Raw genomic sequence first — 18,395 nt, 5'->3', positions numbered from 1 at the left:
GTGCTGGCTTCGAGAAGGTGAGGCCCGAAGGTTCAAATCCTTTCACCCCGACCATTTTTATTTTTTGATAGTGCTGGCTTCGAGAAGGCGGCGCCCGAAACTTCAAATCCTTTCACCCCGACCATATAATAAGTGATCAGACTTTAGTCTAATTTTTTTTTATAGTTTTATATAAGTACCACTGTCATATTGAGCGTATGCGAAATATCTCATAGTTAATCGTACTTTGGGAGGTCCTTCGCTCCTTTCGTTCGCTCTAGGATGACAGGAGCACTGGAGTTCCCACTATTTGAATTAATATACTAACACTGTCATTCTGAGCTTTTGCGAAGAATCCCCTAGGGGATGATCCTTTGAGGGATCCTTCGTTCTCTTCGTTCACTCTAGGATGACAATTGTGTAGATTTACATTATTCATACCTAATAAAGTGCCTGTCATATTGAGTGAATGCGAAATATCTCCTAGACAAGGGGATTCTGTGAGATCCTTCGCTCCTTACGGTCACTCTAGGATGACAGGGGTGTTAATTTTCTATAGCTCATCTAACTACAACACCTGTCATATTGAGCGACAGCGAAATATCTCCTAGGTTTATCGTACTTTGGGAGATCCTTCGCTCTCTTTCGTTCGCTCAAGGATGACAATTGCGTTGAGTTTACAATAATTATGTATAATAAGACACTTGTCATATTCAGCAAATGCGAAATATCCCCTAGCAAGCGATACTTAAAGGAATCCTTCGATCCTGCGGTCGCTCGAGGATGACGATAAGGTGAGGAGCATGGATCTAATCTTTTCACCTCGGCTCATTTTTATAATCAATTGTCTAAAAGAAATAAACCAGCAGGATTGTTATATCCTACTGGTTTTACTTTCTTTTATATCGCTTAATCGCCACTTGGCTTAGTCCTCGTTGCTTCGCTCCTGCGGTTTCTTCTCGCCTTTTGGGCGAGACTCCTCTCAGGACGCCGGGCAGGCCTCTTGCTTCGCAAGACCACTCCGTGGAGGGTCCTCCATCAGCCGGACGGGCTAGTTTAATACATTCCAGGCATGCCTGCTGGCATTTCTGGTTCTTCTTTTGGTATGTCTGCTACTGCCGCTTCTGTTGTTAGTATCATTCCTGATACACTTACTGCGTTTTGTAGGGCGCTTCTTGTTACTTTTGTTGGTTCTACGATACCTGCTTCGAACATATTTACGTATTCGTCGTTATATGCGTCGTAGCCTTCGTCTTTGCCGGATGTTTTAACGTTTTGTACTATTACAGATCCGTCCATTCCTGCGTTTTCTACTATTTGTCTTAGTGGTGATTCTAGGGCTTTTTCTATGATTGCTGCTCCTGTTTTTTCGTCACCTTCTAGGCTTTCTTTAAGTTCTGCTACTTTTTCGATAGCTCCGATTAGAACTACTCCACCACCAGCTACTATTCCTTCTTCTACTGCTGCTCTTGTTGCTGATAGGGCATCTTCGATTCTGTATTTCTTTTCTTGCATTTCTGTTTCAGTTGCTGCACCTACGTTTATTACTGCAACACCACCTGCAAGTTTTGCTACTCTTTCTTGAAGTTTTTCTGTTTCATATGTTGATTCTTCAGCTTCGATTTGTTGGCGGATGTGGCTTACTCTTTCTTCTAGAGCATCTTTGTCGCCTTTACCTTCTACTATTGTAGTGTTGTCTTTGTCAACTTTTACTTTCTTAGCTGATCCTAGCATTTCAATTTCTGTTTCTTTAAGATCCATATTCAAATCTTCAGAAATTACTGTTGCTCCTGTAAGGATTGCAATATCTTCAAGCATTGCTTTTCTTCTATCACCATAGCCTGGTGCTTTTACTGCTACAACGTTGAATGTTCCTCTTAGTTTGTTTAGGATAAGTGTTGTTAGTGCTTCTCCGTCTACATCATCAGCAATGATAAGTAGTGGGCGGCCAGCTTGTACTATTTGTTCAAGTAATGGTAGTAGGTCTTGGATATTTGAGATTTTCTTATCTGTTAATAGGATGTATGGATCTTCAAGTTCTGCAACCATTTTTTCATTGTCTGTTGCCATATATGGTGATAGGTATCCCTTGTCAAATTGCATACCTTCAACAACATCTAGGTAAGTGTCAGTTGTTTTTGATTCTTCAACTGTGATAACTCCGTCGTTGCCTACTTTTTCCATAGCATCAGCGATGAATTTACCAATTTCTGGGTCTGCTGATGAGATTGTACCAACATTTTCTATGGATTGTTTGTCTACTATGTCGTGAGAATTATCTTTGATGTAGTCAACTGTAACATCTGTTGCTTTTTTAAGTCCCTTGTTTAGTACGATTGGGTTAGCACCAGCTGCAAGGTTTTTAAGGCCTTCTTTGATAATAGCTTGAGCAAGTACTGTAGCTGTTGTTGTACCATCCCCTGCCACATCATTTGTCTTTGTAGCAACTTCTTTTACAAGTTGAGCTCCCATATTTTCAAATCTATCTTCAAGTTCGATTTCTTGGGCAATAGTTACACCATCATTTGTAATAGTTGGTGCACCGTATGATTTGTCAAGAACTACATTACGTCCCTTTGGTCCAAGAGTAACTTTAACTGCATTTGCTAGTTTGTCGATACCACGTTCTAAACCATCACGGGCATCTTTACCATAATAAATATCTTTAGCCATTATCTATATCCTTTCTTATTTTACAACTGCCAAAATATCGATATATTTTACAACAATGTAATCAGTATCATCTAATTTAACTTCTGTACCTGCGTATTGAGAATAAATTACCTTGTCCCCAACAGCAAGAGAATCTTTTCTCTTTTCGTCTTTTAAAATATCATCACTGATAGCTACAACCTCTGCATATACAGGTTTTTCTTGAGCAGATTCTGGAAGAACAATTCCAGATTGAGTTGTCTTTTCTGCCTCAGCTTTTTTAATAACGACTCTATCTCCTATAGGTTTTAATTCCATAAATTATCTCCTTAATTATTTTTAGCACTCGCTAGTGTTAATTGCTAATTACATTATTAGTGTACTATCAATAAATAAAAAATCAAATCCTAGAAATTGGTATTTGATTAAAAAATATTTTTCCAGTAAGGGTGAATATTACAGTTTTTTCATTAAAAGGAGTTTTATATTCTTCCAATAAATCTAATCATAATGTATATGTATGATTTATTTATCATATAAAATTAGATTAACTTTTATTATGTCTACTAACGGAATCTCATCAACACACTTGTCATCCTTCTTGACCTATCCCAATTTCGATTTGCGAAATTGATGGAAGGTCAAATGTAGCGAAGTCCAAATTTACAATTTGGCTAACGAAGCCTACCGAGGGAGGTTCTTTTTTAAGAGCCAACTGAAGGATCTTTTAAAGAGATTAGTAAAGAAAGATTTTTCTTTTTACTTCAAATGTTTTGAATGTCTTAGAATCTCTCTCATATTTTAGGATGTACCGTTGCACTAAGGGGGAAAACCCAGGGGAGTTCCGATTCTCCCCAACTGGTTTTCCCCCTTAAACCCCCATTTCCGCTACCCCCTCGAAACGGCCACTGCGTGGTGCTTGGTAAGGATACAGTAAATAGTACAATTTAAAATCGAATATCTGATACAATAAATAATAAGAAATCAAAGGGGGATTTTAAATTGGCTAGACACTACGAAGAAGACTTCAAGAAACAGATGGTAGAAATCTTTAACCAAGGTAACTACACATATAAAAAATTGGGAGAAGAATACGACATAGCACCATCAACAATAAGAGATTGGGTTAATAGATACAACAACTCAAATTCCTTCGACATTGATGATAATAGAACAGAAGAAGAAAAGGAATTAATCAAACTAAGAAAAAAAGTAAAACAGCTTGAAATGGAAAATGATATTTTAAAGCAAGCTGCACTACTACTAGGCAAAAAGTAAAGCTCATAATCTCAAATAGGGATAAATACAGTACTAGTGCAATGTGTAAGTTTTTAGGTATACCAAGAAGTTTAATATACTATCATCTAAACAAAAAAGAATCAAAATATAACCTAAAAACCGAAGAGCTTTTAGAAGAAAAAATCAAAGAAATATTCAGGAAAAGTAAAAATGCATATGGATCAAGAAAAATCAAAGTAGAGTTGGAAAAACAAGATATCATAGTATCACGAAGAAAAATATGCAGAATAATGAAAAAACATGCCTTAGTATCAAGCTATACAGTAAAACAATACAAGGTAGAAAAAACCACATGTAACAATAAAAAGATTAATAACAAGATAGATAGACAATTTGACAATAGGCCATCTTTACAAGCATGTGTAAGTGACTTAACTTACGTAAGAGTAGGAAATAGTTGGAACTACATCTGTGCAATAATAGATTTACACAATCGAGAAATAATAGGATATGCAGCAGGAAAAAATAAGAGCGCAGATTTAGTAAAAGAAGCAATATATTCAATCAAGTACCCATTAAATAAAATAAAAATATTTCACACAGATAGAGGACGAGAATTTGACAACAAAAGCATAGATAAAATTCTAGACATATTTGGCATAGAAAGATCCTTAAGTGGAAAGGGAAGTCCATATGATAATGCAGTAGCTGAAGCATTTAATAAGGTGATGAAAACAGAATTTGTTTATCAGAAAGAATTTAAAAACTTAAAACAACTAAAATTAGAACTATCAGAATATGTTTATTGGTACAACAACCTAAGAATCCATGGATCCTTAGGTTACTTGTCACCAGTTAAATATAGAAACCAAATCTTAGCTAGTAACTAGTTAAAATTATAATGGTGCGTTCGATTTTAGATTGTACAAATAGGTGTTGACAATCCAGCTGAAACTTGTAAGAATTTGCTCTGCAAATTCTTGCTATATGATACGGTGAAATCACATTATAAACTAAAAAAATTGGTGTTTTCTAAATCTTGAATTTCTAAAATCACAAAATCGCTACGCTCAAACAGTGCGATTTCTTAACGAAATTCTGCAATTTGAAAACAAAGCAATTTTCCCACCTCAAATCCTATGTATGTTGCACTTGTAGGCTTAGTGGTGCAGTGAATATTGTATTAACAGTCCAAACAAAAGAATTTGCGAAGCAAACTTCTACTGCTGTGCGCACCACGCAGTGGCGGTGGGGGTAAAAAGGGTTTGGGGGTGTAAGGGGGAAGGGACGTAGGGGTCTCCGCTACCCCTCGACCCTACCCCCTTAGGTCGAAGGTACAGCCTAAAAGTATAGAGAGAATACTAGACATTCATCACTTTAAAAGTAAAAAGAAAAGTTTTTCTTTTTACTTTTTTTATAAAAATCCTTTGTTGATATCCCCTATATCGATAAAAATATTTTATTTTTTTCATATATTAATACAAAAACATTTTGATTTGGCAATAATGATAGTATAGTCAAAGAAGCACATTATTAAACAAAGATTTTTGTGCATTTTTAAGGAGGATTTTTTATGTATAATAAACCAAGTGATGAAGAATTAAAGAAAAATCTTTCTCTAATTTCCTATGAAGTGACCCAACATTCGGCTACGGAAAGGCCTTTTTCTTCTGAGTATGATGATTTTTATGAAGATGGAATTTATGTTGATATAGTTTCTGGTGAAGCTCTTTTTTCATCTAAGGATAAGTTCAATGCAGGTTGTGGATGGCCTTCTTTTGCTAAGACACTTGATGATTCTGATATAGTGGAGCATGAAGACCTCTCTCACGGCATGGTTCGTACTGAGGTTAGAAGTAAGGATGCTGATAGCCACCTAGGCCATGTTTTTCCTGATGGACCAGCTGAACTTGGTGGACTACGTTATTGTATCAACGGAGCTAGCCTAAGATTTATCCCAAAGGGAGATTTAGAAAAAGAAGGATATGGAAAGTATTTAAGTATTTTTGAAGATTAATTTTGCATTATAAAAGGAACTCCATTTTTTGGAGTTCCCCTTTTTTTATCTTTTTAGTTTCCAAGTTGATCTAGAGTTGCTTGTGCTTCGTCAATAAGTTGGTTTGAATCTTCAAGCATTTGTTCTAGTTCTGGTTTGATATCAGCTACTTGTTCTGGTGTCATTTCTAGTAAGATTTCGATAGCACGAGCTTGTGTTCTGTTATCAAAGATTGCTTGTTCTAGTGTTTCTCTGATGTCTTTGTCAGAAGCATCTGCCATGTCATCTTTTGTTTCTTCTGCGTTTTCATCAGCATTTTCGTCAGCGTTTTCTTCTGTACCTTCTGCTGAATTTTCTTCTGAGTTTTCGTCAGTATTTTCGCCTGCTTGGTCTTCTGCAGCTTGATCAGTAGTTTCTTCAGCATTTTCTGCTGGAGCATTTTCAGTGTTTTCTTCTACTACTGGAGCTTCGCCTTCTTTGTCATTTTTTACTACGTTGTCGCAACCTACTAGTGCTAGAGAAAGCGCTAGGGTTGCTAGAATTGTCTTACTTGTATTATTCATTTTTATCTCCTTGGTATTTTTCATTTTTATCACTTGTATTATCTTTTTTACCCTTTTTTGAAACAAATACATAGCCCAATATTGCTATGGCTAGGACTGCCACATAACCTATGACAGAATCTATACCTGTTCTTACAATTGATCCTGGTGTTACAGTTGTTGGAACACTCTTGGTTGTTGTCACAGGTACTGTTTTTGTACTTGTTGTAGTTACAGGAGTCTGTACGCCTCCTCTTGTAGTTGTTACACTTACCTTAGCCCCTTCTTTTGGTAGAGCGTTTGTTAGTTCCTTTTCTACAGCTATGAGGTCGTCCATAGTCTTGCCATCTTCGTTAAGAGCGTTGATCTTGTCAGCAAGAGCAGCCTTTATCTTAGAATCGGTTATTTTATCAGAATTATCTTTGTATTTTTTAGCAAGAGCTTCAAATCTTTCTTCGAACTTATCACCGTCTAGTTCTTTGCGAGCATTAAATAGCTTATTATAAGCTTCTTCGATTTCTTCACTGCTTGCATCAGATTTTTCTATCAATTTCTTTGCATCATCAAGGGCTTTGATATAGGCTTCTTTTAGGCTCTTTTGTGCCTTAACATATTTTATTTCTTTTCTAAATGATGCATCTCCCTTAATGAAATCATTAATCTTTGCCTTGTTGTCATTTAGCATTGATTCTTTGATATCTTTAAGGATGTTTTCAAATTCTTTTTTTTCTAATATTTCCCTTAATTTATTAAGGGCTTGATTAATTTTTCCAGCATCTTTTCTATTTATAGCATCTTTTGCAAGGCTAATAGCATCTGTTAGGTCTTTTTTCAAACTATCGTCGATAGCTTTATAGTCTTTGTGAGATTGGACCTTTTCGCCAATGCTTATCAAATTAATTAATTGATTGATTTCTTTCTTTGAATCCGAATTTCCACCAATTTTTGCCAAAATTTTATCTGTAATAGGCTTTATAGTGCTAGCATTAAGGGTGTAAATCAATCTAGTTCTTGCTAATTCTATAGCTTTTTGATCATCATCAGATATAGCTTTTTCCAAAGCATATAGGGCTTCTTCAAAAGATTTCTTTTGAGTTGGTGACACATCTAGATAATCAGAATCTTTCTGAACTTCTTTGGCAAGATCAACTAAATCTTTTACCACTAGATCTTCTAGCTTAGATTCTTTGTTATTTTTGATTTCTTCAACTATTGCCTTGATATCACTTGCATTAAGACCTGCTTCAAGGTTACTAATCAACAAATCTAGCTCATCTTGAGAAACTTCTTTAGTAAAGTCAGTTTTCTCTACAGCTTTTACAGCATCTTCCAATCTAGTCCTATTCTTTTGTGCCACATCTAGATATTTTGGATGATTGTAAACTTTTCTTATCAGTTCCATATAATCATTGATTTTTGCAATAGCTATATTTTGTGGATCTAAATTTTCTATGACTGTACGAGCATTTTTCAAGTCTTCGACAAGTTTTGCCATATCAGCATCTGATCTATTTTCATTAGCTAAGATTCTGTTAGCTTTTTCTATAAGCTCCTTGTAATCATCAGCAATTTTTTTCTTATCCTTATCTGCACTTGATTCTGCTGTTTTGAAACTTTCTTTACTTATCAAGCGATTTGCTTTTCTAATCTCTCCTCTTAGGTCGAGCTCAACTTGGCTAATTTGACCAAGAATTGCCATCTTAATGTCATTGATCCTATTTACATAGTCGTCTAAAACAGCTTGGTCGTTTTTACCGCTATCTAAATATTTTTTAGCTGCTTCTATAAGTTTACTATAGTTATCTGCAAGAGTTTTTTCGTATTCATTGTTTGAATTTGCTTTATTAACAAATTCTTCTTTTTGTTTAAATTCATTTGCCTCATCAACTAAGGCTTGTAGGTCATTTGGATAAGTTGTTTTTGCATCATAGCCAATGTCTTTGAGGGCTTTTTCTACCTTATCTACTGCAGTTTTAAGCTCTTTTAGAGTTATAGCCCTTCCACCAGCTTTTTTGGTTTGCAATGCAAGGGCTTCATCAATCGCTTGCTTATAAGCATTCTTGAACTTATCGTCAGCTTGCCTATATGAATTGCTTGATTCAACATTTTTCTTATCACTTGTATAAGTATTCAATTTATCAAGTAGGGCCTTTGCTTCTGCCTTGAGTTCTTCGTTATCATCAGAAGTTTTGCCAAAACCTACTTTTGCAGACTCTATTAGTCCAATAGCTTCATTGACTTTATCTAAGCTTTCCTTATCTTTTTCGCTAAGTTTCTTCGCTTCCCCAATGGCTATATCGTAGGCATCTTTTGAATCTTTATCTGCATTTTTGTATTCGTCAGAATTTTTGATTGTGTCAGCTTCTGCTATTAATCTATCTAGCTTTTCAATTGCTCTTTGTAAGTCAGTTTTACCGTCATCTATAGTCTTGGTTTCAACTGGTTTTAGAGCAAGTTTTGCCATACTTATGCTCTTGATGGCTCTTTGGTAGTCAGCAGGATTAGCATCTTTCTTTTCCAAAACTGTTTTACCATAGGCAAGGGCATTCTCATAAGTTCTTTGGGCAATCTTATTCGCCTTGTCTTTTCCAGCAAAGTTTTCATTAACTAGGCTTTCTAGATTTGATTTTAACCTGCTAAGCTCTGTATTATTCTCATCTTTTGCAAGTTGGGCATCACTTAGTGCCTTATTTAAGGTATCGTAAGCCTTTTGCAAAGCATCAGTTTCGGAATTAACATTGTTATAAACATCAACGCCAGCATTAATAGCATCAGCAAGCTTATTAGCAAAACCAGCACTCTCATTTGCATCGTGGAATTTTTTTGCATTAGCAATCAATTCATATAGATTGGTCCTAGCCTTACCATAAGCTGCGAGCTCTGCAGATTCTAGATTAGAAAGTTCGTCTCCACTTAGGATATACTTGCTAGCATCAAGGTTTTTCTCGCTAATAATTTTATCGATTAGACTAGCAAGATCAGAATTTGCCTTATCAATCTCATCGGTAGATTTTTCAACATCTGCCAAAAGCTCATTGCTACTATTTATAGCATCATTAAGATTTTTCTTATCAGTCTCATCAAGAGCCTCATCATCTGCTAATTTACTTGCCATAGCAATAGTAGAAGATAAACCATCACGGGCATAACTAGTCACATAGACATTGCCAGAAAGTTTGTCCTTTGCATCTTCTATAGCCTTATAAAGCTTTTCAATATTGGCAGGATTTCCTTTGTCAAGCTCACTAGAAGCATTGATAATAGCATCATCATAAGCTTTCTTTTCACTTTGAGTTGCATTGTTATATTTCTTAGATTTTTTAACATTCTCACTTTCATCGACCAAAGACTTCAAAGCATTTGTATCAACAGTGGAATTTTCACTAGTAGGCGCACTCACTTCACTTGCATAAACAGTATTTGTATGTAGTGGTCCTTGCAGATTGGCAACAGAAAAAGAAAGTGCCAAAACAAGTGCTCCAACTTTAATATTTTTCTTATACATATTAGTCTCCTAATCAGTGTTAAAGTAAGTAAAATACTTACACTTAGTCACAATGATTATACAATTTTTCTGGACTTTAGTCAAAAGAAATGGAGGGTGCTATAGTTTTCAAAAACTATAGGAAAAATTTATTTTTTATTATACTTTATGCATATCTTTAGTTTAATTACTTTTTAAAGTTTTTACTTCGACTCCGGGGGATAGGAATTAGGGGTAGCGGAGACCCCTTTTTCCTTTCCCCCGATCCCCCTATACCTTCTACACCCCCACCGCCACTGCGTGGGGCAATGATTAGTAGAAGTTCGCTTTGCGAATTCTTTTGTTTGGACTGATTACATAATATTAACTGCACCACTAAGCATATAAGTAAAGAACACATAAGTTATAGCGGTGGAAACTTACACACTGTCATCCTGGAGGGAGGTCCTTTTAGGACCGACCGAAGGATCTTTATAAAGAAAATGGAAAGAAATATGTTTCTTTCCTATCAGAAGTGTATAAGTATCTTTTATTTTATTATAGTTTTAAGTATTTACCCTTGCACCTCGGGGGATAGGAATTAGGGATTGACTAGCCCGTCCGGCTGACAGAGGACAGACCCCTTTTTCCTACGGAAACTCGCTTTTTGCAAAGCTCCTTCGTGCTACCGCACTGAGTTTCCGGGTTAAACAGCCGAAGTCAACGGCTGTTTAACTCCCCCGATCCCCCTATACCTTCTACACCCCCTCCGCCACTGCGTGGTGCGCAGAGCAGTAGAAGTTCTCTTCGAGAATTCTTTTGTTTTTTAAAAATGATTTTATTTACGTTTTCGAAAAATCTAAAGTAATTAATCTGCTATGCTTAGTAATGGAAAAAATTGGTGTTTTAAAATCTCATAATTTCGTTTAAAAAATCGCACTGTTTGAGCGTAGCGAGTTTGCGATTTTTAGAAATTTGAGATTGATAAAACCCTTTTTTGGTGTTTATACTACAACAACGCCCCACGCGAGTGGCCGTTTCGAGGGGGTAGCAGTAAAGGGGGTTAAAGGGGGAGGTAAAAGCCCATTGATTTTGGGCTTTTACCCCGAAAACTTAGTGCGGGAGCACGGGAGAGCTTCGAAGAAGCGAGTTTTCGTAACCGGTTGGTGAGAGTCCTCAACCAGCCGGACGGGCTTATTAACTCCCCTGGGTTTTCCCCCTTAGGTCGAAGTATAAACCTTAAATAATGATTAAATATAAGATATGTTTTCATTTAAAATAGTAAAGAAATCTATTTCTTTCCATTTTCTTTATAGAGATCCTTCGGTCGGCCCTTAATGGCCTCCCTCGGTAGGCTTCGTTAGCCAAATCGCCCTGTATGTGGCGGGCGGCCTGCTTTTGGACTTCGCTACATTTGACCTTCCATCAATTTCACATAGAGTTCTTCGGATTCGCTTTCAGCTCATCTCGAAGATGACAAATGTAATTTGCCACCCAAGATGAAGAGACTAGGGATAGTCAAGAAGGATGACAAGGTGTGGTGAAGAATACAAATTGTAAAAATTATCATTATATTAAAAGGCATTTTTCGGATTTTTTGGCCAAAAAAAATCATCCACATTGCTGTGGATGGTTTTTTCAAGTGAGTACCGCGCGTTACTTTTCTTTATTTATTTTTGAGCCTTATTGAGTGCACTCTTTTGTGGGCTCTTTTTTTATAACTATTAATTAGTTATTTTTTTTGCTTGCTGCGTATGCAACTGAAGCTGCTGCTAGAACGCCTGCTACGCCAGCTACACCAGCGATACCTGTTTTAGCGTTGTTACCAGCTTTTTTAACTACTTTTGTTGTTGTAGTTGTTTTTTCTTCTTTTTTGTCTTCTTTTTTATCTTCAGCTGGTTTTTCTTCGTCTTTTTTGTCGTCAGCTGGTTTTTCTTCTGGTTTTGTTTCTGGTTTTGTTTCTTCTTCAGCTGGTTGGTTAGCTTCGTTTTCTTTAAGAGTATCTTCGATCTCTTTTGTTTTTTCGTTTAATTTTTCTGTTAATTCTTTAGCTTTTTCTTCAGCTGATTTTTCTTCGTCTGCAGCGTAAGCTGTAGATACTACGTTAAAAGCTGCTTTTTTGCCTAGAAGTTCTTCAGACATTTTGATTGTTGCTTCAGCTTCTTTAACTAGTTTGTCTAGTTTGTCAACAACGCCAGCGATTGTTTTTGGTGTTGTTTTCTTTAATGTTTCAACAGCTTTGATTTGGATTTTAGCGTCAAGGATAGCTTTTTCTAGAGCTGCTCTTGTTTCTGGTTTGATTTCATCTTTTTCAACTGGTTTAGCTGGTTTTACATCTTTAAAGATAAGTGTGATGTCGCCAGCTTTTTCAGCTCTGTTGATTACGTCTACGCCAACGCCTTCTTTGATAAGTTCTTTTTTAGCTTTATCGTATTCACCTGTTTTTGCGTCATTTGTTAATTTTTCAACAGCGTTTTCAGCTGCTTGTCTTGCGTTTTGAGCTTCGTTGTAGTCACCTTGTCTTCTTGTTAATTCAGCTTGAAGGTTAGCTCTTTGATTTTGAATCCAACCATCTTCTTTTGTGAATTCTTTGATTCTTAGGTTTAGAGCTACGATGTCTTTAACAGCTTCTGCTTGTGTTTCAGCTTTTGTTTTGTCAATGATACCATCTTCTGTTGAAACTTCTGTTACATGTTTACCAATTGTATCAACATCTTCTGATTCAATTTTTACAAGTTCTGTACCTGGTGTTTGTCCTCCAGCTTTTACATATGTGTCAATGTGTCTATATCTTTCTTTTTTGTATCTTTCAAGAGTTGTTATATATGAACCATTGTCACCATATACTGCTTCGAAATCGTTTAATGCTTTAAGTGCTGCTTCATAAGCTGCTTTTGCTGCTGCTTCATTTTCTTCAGCTTTTGCAAGTGCTTTTTCAGCTGCTCTTAGAGCGTTCCATTTTTCGATGAATTTATTTTTAGCTTCTTTGTAGTCATATGTGTATTCTGCAGATACTTTTGTATCAGCTGCGAATGATGGTGCTACTGCACCTAGTCCTAGAGCTAATGCTAATGCACCAGCTGCGATTTTATTTCTTTTCATTAGAAATATTCTCCTTTTTGTTTTCTCGTTTTAATTTACTAATTGTTTAATTAGTACTCACTTTACACTTTCTATATTACCCTAGATTCTACATTTTTGCAACACATTTGTTCAAAAAATAAATATTTCTAAAAAATATCTATTAAAGAATAGACACATTGTCTTCATAATGGTTACAAATGGGTATTTTATCATATTGGTAATATGAAAGATTTTTAAGACCTTGGCCAATGATTTTATAGATATATTTATTTTAAATATATATTTGCCTGCAGTCTTTGGTAAACTATCAGTATTTGCTTGCACTCATGATTAAGATTTCAGCCCATGCTTTCTTAATCTATTTTCCATCATTTGCCTTTGTTTGATACAAATATATGCAAATGATTATAGATAGTTCACTTATATTTTAGCACTGTAAATAAATGTGTCAAGGTTTATTTGTTTCAATTTTGTAACTTTTATCATTTATTATGTTGGCGTTGATGTATCTGATGGTGGCAAAGTTGTCATAATTGATCTCAGACATTTCCCTGTAGAGCATGATGAGGGCGTTGTTTCTGTTTTGGATGAGGCTTGGTGCCTGGTTTAAGGTGGATACGGATTCACCTGACCTTAGGATAATCTGGGAGCCTTCGATATGGTCAACCCAAGTGACATTGACAAAGCCACGTCCCTCCTTGTCGTAGATGGCCTTGCGGTATTTGAAGCCGAAAAACACATGGTTTTGGTCGATGGTGTAGGGGATATTTCTTGACATTTGTGTGATGGACTTAAATTTTTGGTCCATAAGCTTCTTGGACCTGCCCTTTTCTTTGTATAGAGTATTTAAAAAATGTGTCGGTGTCTTCTTATCTATGTAGGTGGATGTCTCTGTATAAACACGAGCACACAAGCCAAATCCTTTCACTTCTTCTGGAAGCACAGCGATTATATGGTACATAAGGGGTCTCCTTTCTATAATAATTTTACATTAAATGACTTTTGATGTCTATATTAGACTTTAAGTGTACCATAAAGAGTAGGCTTTGAACAGAGGGTTTACGACCCTCTATTTAAGATTTTCTTTCGTTTTTGATATGGGAAGTTTTAGACAAATGAGAAAGAAATATGTTTCTTTTTAGTCCAAAAGTTTTGAATGTCTTATATTCTTTCGCTTATTCTAGGTTATAGCTTCGACCCCGGGGGATAGGGATTAGGGGTTACGGAGACCCCTATACCCTTTCCCCCGGTCCCCCAAAACCCTTTTCACCCCCTCCGCCACTGCGTGGTGCGCAGAGCAGTAGAAGTTTGCTTCGCAAATTCTTTTGTTTGGACTGTTAATGCACTATAAGCTGCACCGTTAAGTCTAAGTGTTTTTAAGCTTAGAGGAGAAAAAAATTGGTGTTTTAAGATCTCATAATTTCGTTTAGAAAATCGCACTGTTTGAGCGTAGCGAGTTTGCGATTTTTAGAAATTTGAGATTGATAAAACCCTATTTTGGGTGTTTATACCACAACATCGCCCCACGCGAGTGGCCGTTTCGAGGGGGTAGCAGAAAAGGGGGTTTAAGGGGGAGGTAAAAGCCCATTAATTTTGGGCTTTTACCCCGAAAACTTAGTGCGGAAGCACGGGAGAGCTTCGAAGAAGCGAGTTTTCGTAACCGGTTGGTGAGAGTCCTCAACCAGCCGGACGAGCTTATTAACTCCCCTGGGTTTTCCCCCTTAGGACGAAGAGACAGCCTTAAACAATGATTAAATATAAGACATCTATTATTTTTAAAATAAAAAAAATATCTTTTTTGGAATTTTTTATAGAGATCCTTCGGTCGGTCCTAAGAGTACCTCCCTCGGTAGGCTCCGTTAGCCAAATCATAGATTTGGACTTCGCTACATTTGACCTTCCATCAATTTCACAAAGCGAAATTGGGATAGGTCAAGAAGGATGACAGGGAATGTCGTAGAGTATAGGCTGTTGAAATAAGTAATGCTATATAAGTTAACATTGTAAAAAAGATTTTTTCTAAAAGTTTTTATTAAAAAAACGCACCATTTTTTTGATATGTACCCTCTTTACTGGACAAACCAGTAAGGAGGGTGTTTTTTATGAAATATAGTTATGAATTCAAAAAAGAATGTGTACAGTTGTATAGGGAAGGTAAATGGCCTGATACACCTGAAGGGACCACCGAAAAAAACTTTCATGATTCAATTAGAATATGGTTTAAGTTAGAAGAACTTCATGGACCAGAAATTTTAAAACATGGAAATAATATCAATTGGACACCTGATGAGAAGTTAGAAATGGTATCTAAGGTATTAGCTGGAAATTCAATAAAGTCTGTAGCAATTGAATACGGAATTAATGATGGACAACTCTATTCATGGGTTAACAAGTATAAAAATTATGGATATAATGGTCTTGTTAATAAAAAGAAAGGCCGTAAATCTAAAAATACAAGTATGAAAAGTAAAAATAACCATAAAGTAAAAGAACTTAATGAATCTGAAAGAGAAGAACTAATAAGACTTAGAGCAGAGAATGAATATATAAAGGCAGAAAATGAAATAATAAAAAAAGAGATCGCCTTGAGAGAAGAACGTTACGCTGCGCAACTCAAGGCGAAAAAGCAGCGATTGTCAAAGAACTCAAAGAAAAAGGATACAAACTAAAATATCTTTTAATAGCTATTGATATGCCAAGGTCAACATACTATTTTGAAATAAATAAAGTTGATAAGATAAAAAATAAGAATAGTCATATCGCAGATAAAATAACCCAAATATTTAACTTACACAAAGGCAGATATGGAGTAAGAAGAGTATATATGGAGTTGGTAAATCAAGGTTATGTCATAAATCATAAAAGAGTGCAAAGGATAATGCATGAGTTAAAGCTATTCGGAAAAAGGTCTAAAGAAAAATACCACTCATATAAGGGGAAGGTAGGTAAAGTAGCTGATAATATAATAAATAGAGATTTTAAGGCAGATAGACCTCTACAAAAATGGGCCACTGATGTATCAGAATTTAAATTTTCTTGGGGTAAATGCTACATCTCTCCAATACTTGATATGTATACAAATGAGATAATATCTTATGACTTATCCTTACGCCCTAATTTAAAACAAATATCTAATATGTTAGAAAAAGCATTTAACAAATTTCCGAAACTAAATAATCTGATACTACATTCAGATCAAGGATGGCAATACCAACATAAATACTATGTGAATGAGCTTAAAAAACATGACATAAGACAATCAATGTCAAGGAAGGGAAATTGCTATGATAACTCCATTATGGAGACATTCTTTGGAAGATTAAAAAATGAAATTTATTATGGTTATGAAAAGAGCTATAGCTCTTTTGAAGAATTTTCGAGAGCAATAGAGGAATATATTGATTATTACAATAACGAGAGAATTCAATCCAAAACAAAATGGATGCCACCTACAAAGTATAGGTTAGCATCCACTACAATTAGTTAATTAAATATTGTGTCCAGTTTTATGGGTACACATCATTTTCTTAGTGCGTTTTGTTTCTTTTTCTAAAAGATAAATCCTTCATCTTCATCATCTGTGATTGCTGTGATTATTTTGAAGGCTCCTATGGTTGCGGCTAGGCCTAGGGCTATTGGTTTCCATGGGATTTGTTTTTTCTTGCTGGCTTTTATATTTTTGTAGTGGCGTTTGATTGGTATTGGGTTTATGGTTGGGTCTTGGTTTAGTGGGTTTTTGAGGCTTAGGGGGTTTGCCCTTTGATGTTTGTTGGTGAAGTATACGCCTTTTAGTTCGTAGTCTGGGCTTTGTTTGCCTGTGTATCTTTGCACATTTTCCTTTGCTTTGTGATAGCTTTCGCTATAAGTCTTTGTTATTGGTCTTTGATAAGACTTTCCCTCTTCTGTTTCTAGGAGATAGTTTGTTTGTACTTCTCTCCCATCCATAGTGCTTTGGTGGCTTCTGATGTTTCCTTGGTGAGGCTCTATGACTACTTTTGTTTCTCTTGGTATTTCTCTTTTTTCGCTGGTGATTTTTGAGGAGATTTTTCTATCTGTGCTTTCTTTTGTCCTTATTTCGATTTCTTTTACTTGATCTTCTTTTCTGTCATCTATTATTGTTAAGTTTGGTTTTTCTATGATTTTTTCTTCTTTTTCAATGAAGCTTGATTGATCTGGGCTTGGGACTTCTACGTCTGTGTCTATGTTGCCAAAGCCAAAGCCTGTGTATAGTTCTTCGCCTTGGTCTAGGTCTTTTGTTAAAGCTTCTGCATTCTTATTTTGTTCTACTTTCTCGTTTTGATTTTGTGTATTTTTATCAGCCAAAATAGCCTCCTTTATCTGGGTAAGTGTGATTATTTGCTTTATTTATACCCATAATGTGAGCTTTTAGAGGCTAATCCAGGAATTTTTGTTGTCTTTGTAGGCTACATATCTCCTTTTGCCAGAGCTTTGGCCGATGTATGATAGCCACCAATAGCCATTTGCGGCAAGGATTCTATCATAGTAGATGGTGGAATTGGCTGGATAGGTGGCTACGATTGGGCCCTTGGTTGAGGGGTGAGCTCTGACATTGGTTGGGTAGTGGACTATGGCCTTGCCAGTTTTGTTGATATATTTCTGCTCGCTTTTACCTACAGGCCTAAAGTAGCGCTCGGCATATGAACGCTTGCAGTCCAAGAAATATCTGATGAAGGATGATTCGTTGTTGATGGTGACGGTGTTATTTAGGGCGTTGCAGTGGATGATTTCCCCTTTTCTGGTGAAAATCCCCGTGTGTCCGCCTGCTCCGGCAGATCTGCCCTCTATGCCTCTGATAAATATATCTCCGGGCAAGATTTCTTGGTAGGAGTAGATTTCTTCTAAGGCCTTGCCTTTTTCTTTGTATAGGGTTTCTGTGTTGCCTATGGTGGTGTTTGCCGGCAAGAATCCCCCTGCTATGAGGCTATAGTAGACAAAGGATGAGCAGTCCATGGACCCTGGACCCAGACGAGCTGGGTAGGCCATGGAATATTTCACCTTGTGGTGTTTGGATCTGGCAAAGGCTAGCATTTTGTCAATTGATGGCATATGCCCTCCTTATTAGTCGTTTTTGATTTCTCTGATTTCTTGTAAGATTTGGTCTAGCTTCCCATCTATCTGATAGATTAGTATCAGGGTTATCACTATTGGAAAGCCTAGGTCTCCGATTAGTTTTGTTATATCCATATATACCTCCTCGCTTTTATTTGTAGGATGGTCATGGATTTCTAGAAGTTTATACTAGTAGAAAAACTATTTCGCGCTAAAGAATCTTTCCATAGGGCGAAAAAAACTTGTCGCATTCCTATTGATTGTCTGTCTCGTCCTCTTTGTCTTCTTTATCTTCATCTTCTTTGTAGATACAGATTACTTCCATGGTTTTCACCTCCCTTCTATACTTATATAGAAAAAGGATGTGAAA

At 36.2% G+C, this 18,395-nt stretch carries 13 protein-coding genes; 4 read left to right on the top strand and 9 right to left on the bottom strand.

The window, feature by feature from the left end:
* Positions 1–1,035 precede the first annotated feature (1,035 nt).
* Together groL and QNH69_RS04405 are read right to left on the bottom strand one after the other, a co-directional pair.
* A complete protein-coding gene (gene groL, locus QNH69_RS04410; RefSeq protein WP_282929372.1) occupies positions 1,036–2,652 on the bottom strand; it encodes a chaperonin GroEL in 1,617 nt (538 codons plus the stop codon).
* A gap of 15 nt (positions 2,653–2,667) precedes the next feature.
* Positions 2,668–2,949, bottom strand: coding sequence for a co-chaperone GroES (locus QNH69_RS04405; protein WP_282929371.1), 282 nt, complete (start codon positions 2,947–2,949; stop codon positions 2,668–2,670).
* Positions 2,950–3,669: 720 nt separating this feature from the next.
* Between QNH69_RS04405 and QNH69_RS04400 the strand changes: the two genes are divergently transcribed.
* Positions 3,670–4,760, top strand: a protein-coding gene (locus tag QNH69_RS04400; protein ID WP_282930180.1) for an IS3 family transposase whose coding sequence is annotated in 2 segments (ribosomal slippage) — positions 3,670–3,907 and positions 3,907–4,760 — 1,092 coding nt in all. Because the reading frame shifts where the segments join, the coding sequence is not laid out codon by codon here.
* Between the two features lie 683 nt (positions 4,761–5,443).
* Positions 5,444–5,887 carry a peptide-methionine (R)-S-oxide reductase MsrB gene (gene msrB / locus QNH69_RS04395; protein ID WP_282929370.1) on the top strand — a complete coding sequence of 148 codons (444 nt, stop codon included), beginning with the start codon at positions 5,444–5,446 and terminating at the stop codon, positions 5,885–5,887.
* A gap of 53 nt (positions 5,888–5,940) precedes the next feature.
* Here msrB and QNH69_RS04390 read toward each other — a convergent pair whose 3' ends face one another.
* From QNH69_RS04390 to QNH69_RS04375, 4 genes are all read right to left on the bottom strand, one after another.
* A complete protein-coding gene (locus tag QNH69_RS04390; RefSeq protein WP_282929369.1) occupies positions 5,941–6,429 on the bottom strand; it encodes a hypothetical protein in 489 nt (162 codons plus the stop codon).
* A complete protein-coding gene (locus tag QNH69_RS04385) occupies positions 6,422–9,913 on the bottom strand; it encodes a hypothetical protein (protein ID WP_282929368.1) in 3,492 nt (1,163 codons plus the stop codon). Before QNH69_RS04385 ends, QNH69_RS04390 begins: the two co-directional genes overlap by 8 nt.
* A 1,686-nt stretch (positions 9,914–11,599) precedes the next feature.
* Positions 11,600–12,973, bottom strand: coding sequence for a hypothetical protein (locus QNH69_RS04380; protein WP_282929367.1), 1,374 nt, complete (start codon positions 12,971–12,973; stop codon positions 11,600–11,602).
* A 430-nt stretch (positions 12,974–13,403) separates the two neighbouring features.
* Positions 13,404–13,916, bottom strand: coding sequence for a hypothetical protein (locus QNH69_RS04375; RefSeq protein ID WP_282929366.1), 513 nt, complete (start codon positions 13,914–13,916; stop codon positions 13,404–13,406).
* 1,141 nt (positions 13,917–15,057) lie between these two features.
* Here QNH69_RS04375 and QNH69_RS04370 point away from each other — a divergent pair.
* Both QNH69_RS04370 and QNH69_RS04365 read left to right on the top strand, forming a co-directional pair.
* On the top strand, positions 15,058–15,624 hold the full coding sequence (locus tag QNH69_RS04370; RefSeq protein WP_282928976.1) for a helix-turn-helix domain-containing protein: 567 nt from the start codon (positions 15,058–15,060) through the stop codon (positions 15,622–15,624).
* The gene (locus tag QNH69_RS04365; protein WP_282930181.1) at positions 15,588–16,442 is read left to right on the top strand and encodes an IS3 family transposase; all 855 of its coding nucleotides are present in this window, start codon (positions 15,588–15,590) and stop codon (positions 16,440–16,442) included. The genes QNH69_RS04370 and QNH69_RS04365 overlap by 37 nt, the downstream gene beginning before the upstream one ends.
* Before the next feature lie 62 nt (positions 16,443–16,504).
* Here the strand turns inward: QNH69_RS04365 and QNH69_RS04360 are convergent, their stop codons facing one another.
* The 3 genes from QNH69_RS04360 to QNH69_RS04350 form a co-directional block, all read right to left on the bottom strand.
* Entirely contained in the window at positions 16,505–17,278 is a 774-nt protein-coding gene (locus QNH69_RS04360) for a hypothetical protein (protein WP_282929365.1), read from the bottom strand.
* 63 nt (positions 17,279–17,341) lie between these two features.
* Positions 17,342–18,022 (bottom strand): peptidoglycan amidohydrolase family protein, encoded by a 681-nt coding sequence (locus tag QNH69_RS04355; RefSeq protein WP_282929364.1) that lies wholly within the window; start codon positions 18,020–18,022, stop codon positions 17,342–17,344.
* 12 nt (positions 18,023–18,034) lie between these two features.
* Positions 18,035–18,160 carry a YvrJ family protein gene (locus QNH69_RS04350; RefSeq protein ID WP_282929363.1) on the bottom strand — a complete coding sequence of 42 codons (126 nt, stop codon included), beginning with the start codon at positions 18,158–18,160 and terminating at the stop codon, positions 18,035–18,037.
* Positions 18,161–18,395 lie beyond the last annotated feature (235 nt).

The organism is Anaerococcus sp. Marseille-Q7828 (genome assembly GCF_949769285.1).
GTDB lineage: Bacteria > Bacillota > Clostridia > Tissierellales > Peptoniphilaceae > Anaerococcus.
This window is presented reverse-complemented; position numbering and strand designations above follow the sequence as displayed.

Bases quoted from the DNA above. Each gene is read 5' to 3' on its own strand.
- groL (WP_282929372.1), bottom strand. From the start codon at position 2,652: ATGGCTAAAGATATTTATTATGGTAAAGATGCCCGTGATGGTTTAGAA.
- QNH69_RS04405 (WP_282929371.1), bottom strand. From the start codon at position 2,949: ATGGAATTAAAACCTATAGGAGATAGAGTCGTTATTAAAAAAGCTGAG.
- msrB (WP_282929370.1), top strand. From the start codon at position 5,444: ATGTATAATAAACCAAGTGATGAAGAATTAAAGAAAAATCTTTCTCTA.
- QNH69_RS04390 (WP_282929369.1), bottom strand. From the start codon at position 6,429: ATGAATAATACAAGTAAGACAATTCTAGCAACCCTAGCGCTTTCTCTA.
- QNH69_RS04385 (WP_282929368.1), bottom strand. From the start codon at position 9,913: ATGTATAAGAAAAATATTAAAGTTGGAGCACTTGTTTTGGCACTTTCT.
- QNH69_RS04380 (WP_282929367.1), bottom strand. From the start codon at position 12,973: ATGAAAAGAAATAAAATCGCAGCTGGTGCATTAGCATTAGCTCTAGGA.
- QNH69_RS04375 (WP_282929366.1), bottom strand. From the start codon at position 13,916: ATGTACCATATAATCGCTGTGCTTCCAGAAGAAGTGAAAGGATTTGGC.
- QNH69_RS04370 (WP_282928976.1), top strand. From the start codon at position 15,058: ATGAAATATAGTTATGAATTCAAAAAAGAATGTGTACAGTTGTATAGG.
- QNH69_RS04355 (WP_282929364.1), bottom strand. From the start codon at position 18,022: ATGCCATCAATTGACAAAATGCTAGCCTTTGCCAGATCCAAACACCAC.
- QNH69_RS04350 (WP_282929363.1), bottom strand. From the start codon at position 18,160: ATGGATATAACAAAACTAATCGGAGACCTAGGCTTTCCAATAGTGATA.